4 protein-coding genes are annotated in these 2,389 nt (G+C 52.7%); all 4 read left to right on the forward strand.

Annotated elements, in window-relative coordinates; genetic code table 11:
* On the forward strand, window positions 1-443 hold a 443-nt coding region (locus tag NZ772_17470), incomplete at its 5' end, for a single-stranded-DNA-specific exonuclease RecJ (protein ID MCS6815347.1).
* A 133-nt stretch (window positions 444-576) separates the two neighbouring features.
* Window positions 577-1,527 (forward strand): 4-(cytidine 5'-diphospho)-2-C-methyl-D-erythritol kinase, encoded by a 951-nt coding sequence (gene ispE, locus NZ772_17475; GenBank protein ID MCS6815348.1) that lies wholly within the window; start codon window positions 577-579, stop codon window positions 1,525-1,527.
* Between the two features lie 91 nt (window positions 1,528-1,618).
* Entirely contained in the window at window positions 1,619-1,957 is a 339-nt protein-coding gene (locus NZ772_17480) for a DUF3082 domain-containing protein (GenBank protein ID MCS6815349.1), read from the forward strand.
* On the forward strand, window positions 1,947-2,389 hold a 443-nt coding region (locus NZ772_17485; GenBank protein ID MCS6815350.1), incomplete at its 3' end, for a class I SAM-dependent methyltransferase. The genes NZ772_17480 and NZ772_17485, both read left to right, overlap by 11 nt.

The raw sequence follows: 2,389 nt of genomic DNA on the forward strand, positions 1-2,389 counted from the left end.
TTCGAGGATTGTATGATGCAGCCTTAGAGCAAGGTACATCGGAAGTGGGGGGAATTTTACTCAGCCCCAGCAAGAAGTACACATTAGGCATGGTGCCACCGTTGCTGGCATCCCAGTGGTATTCCCTGCGAGATCAGGCCCTGAAGCAAGGCATGTTACTGAGCGAAGCAGACCTGTACTGTACGGTATCCTACAATGACCATCGGGTCAGCCCCAGCGATCGCCAGCTTGTTCGCCAGTTTCTCAAGCGGTGGAAACATCCCCTAGCCAATTGGTTCAGCAAGGGAGATGTAGCCGCAGCATCCACCATCGACCAAATTAATAAGCTCCGCAATATGGCCGCCCATGCAGAAAATTTTCTGTACGACTGGCAATTTGAACTGCTCCGGCAGTTAGTAGTAGGTGATGCTACGAAAGCAGGCATTTTGCAGGCCCTAGTGTAATACAGATGTATTATGGGTGTAATATGGGTGTCACAACACTGCTCACACCTCCCAAACTACCCCTGAACAGGGTAATGTTAAGGAGCAGGTTACGTCCTGTCACCTTCAGGCCACATCATTACGCCGTTAGTCTATGCCCGCCCTTTCCCTGCTTGCTGCCGCTAAAATTAACCTCTATCTAGAGATTTTAGGGAGCCGTGCTGATGGCTACCATGAGCTGGCTATGGTGATGCAGAGCGTAGGATTGTGCGATCGTATTGACCTGCGCCTGTTAGGTCGAGATGCCTTTACCATCACCTGTGACCATCCCGATATTCCCCACGATCAGCGCAACCTAGCCTACAAAGCCGCCGAACTTATGGCCCAGACCTTTCCAGATGCCTTTGCTCGGTATGGGGGTGTGGCTATCACCATTCATAAGCACATTCCAGTAGGGGCGGGTTTGGCAGGCGGCTCTACTGATGCAGCAGCGGTTCTCGTGGGGATCGACATGCTGTGGAACCTAGGACTGACACAGGGTGAGTTGCAGGTGCTGGCGGCTCAACTGGGTTCAGATATTCCGTTTTGTGTGACGGGGGGCACGGCTCTGGCTACGGGGCGCGGTGAGCAGCTATCCCCCTTACCAGACCTGGACAATGCCTGGGTGGTGTTAGCGAAATATCGCTCTATTAGCATTGGCACAGGCTGGGCTTACCAAACCTATCGGCAACAGTTTGAGGCATCGTACCTAACGACAGAATCAGCCCTTGTAGACCGTCACCAGCAAGTACGGTCAGGTGCAATGGTGAGGGCAATTAGCAAGCGTGATGTGACGACGATCGGACAATTGCTTTACAACGACTTTGAAAAAATTGTGTATCCAGCCTATCCTCAACTCCAGCACCTGCGAGACACCTTCGCCAAGTTTCCAGTCTTGGGAACGCTAATGTCTGGTTCTGGCTCGACGGTGTTTGCCTTAGTTGCTAGTCAAGCCGAGGCAATGCAAGTTCAAGCTGGGATGCGATCAACCATTCCAGATGCTGATTTAGAGCTATGGTCAGTCCCGTTGACCAACACTAGTATTCGTCTGGTGGATGATGAATGATTGCTCCTAGTGGTAGATCATGGCATGATTGCCGTTATTGGGTGAACCAAGGGACATATGAGTAATGCCTTTAGCAAAGGGGTAGTGACCCATGACTAATGATGAGCAATTGACCACGACCAACCTTCAAGCCCCAACCGACCAGCCGATGAGTGTGTGGCGGTGTCTCAGCGGGGCTGCGATCGCGGCTGTATTTGCCCTAGGGCTATATGGACTGACCAGCGCGATCGCCCAAGCCTTCGCTAGCCATCCGTTGCCGACCACTAATGTTACAGCGCAGAATATCAGTGTAGCTGTACGTACCTTGGTGATTGGTATCAGCACCCTGGGGACAGGTATTTTCGCCATCACAGCCCTGGGACTGTTGGGACTGGCACTGCAACTCATAATCCAGCGATTGCGACTAGGTGTTAGAAGCCATGAGTCTTGAGAGTCAGGAGGACGATCGCCAGTATGCACCTGCCACCCAGCGCAACCGCGAGGTGATTTTGGAGGTTTTACAAACCGTATTGCCACCCACAGGTACTGTACTGGAGATTGCCAGCGGCACGGGTGAACATGCTATCTTTTTTGCCCCTCGCCTGCAACCCCGGCAATGGCTACCCTCTGATCCTGACCCAGTGGCACTTGCCAGCATTGCAGCATGGCGAGCCTATGCTCCAGCAGAGAATCTACATCCGGCGATCGCCCTGGATGTATTTGATAGACCCTGGGTAGTGGAACGGGATGAGCGAACAACGATATTGCCTACTCTGGATCTACATCAATACCCGATTACGGCGATCGTTGCTATTAACATGATTCACGTTGCCCCTTGGACTGCTTGTGAAGAGCTACTGGCGGGAGCACGTCGCCTGTTGCC

The sequence above is a fragment of the Cyanobacteriota bacterium genome (genome assembly GCA_025054735.1).
In the GTDB taxonomy this organism is placed as follows: Bacteria; Cyanobacteriota; Cyanobacteriia; order SKYG9; family SKYG9; genus SKYG9.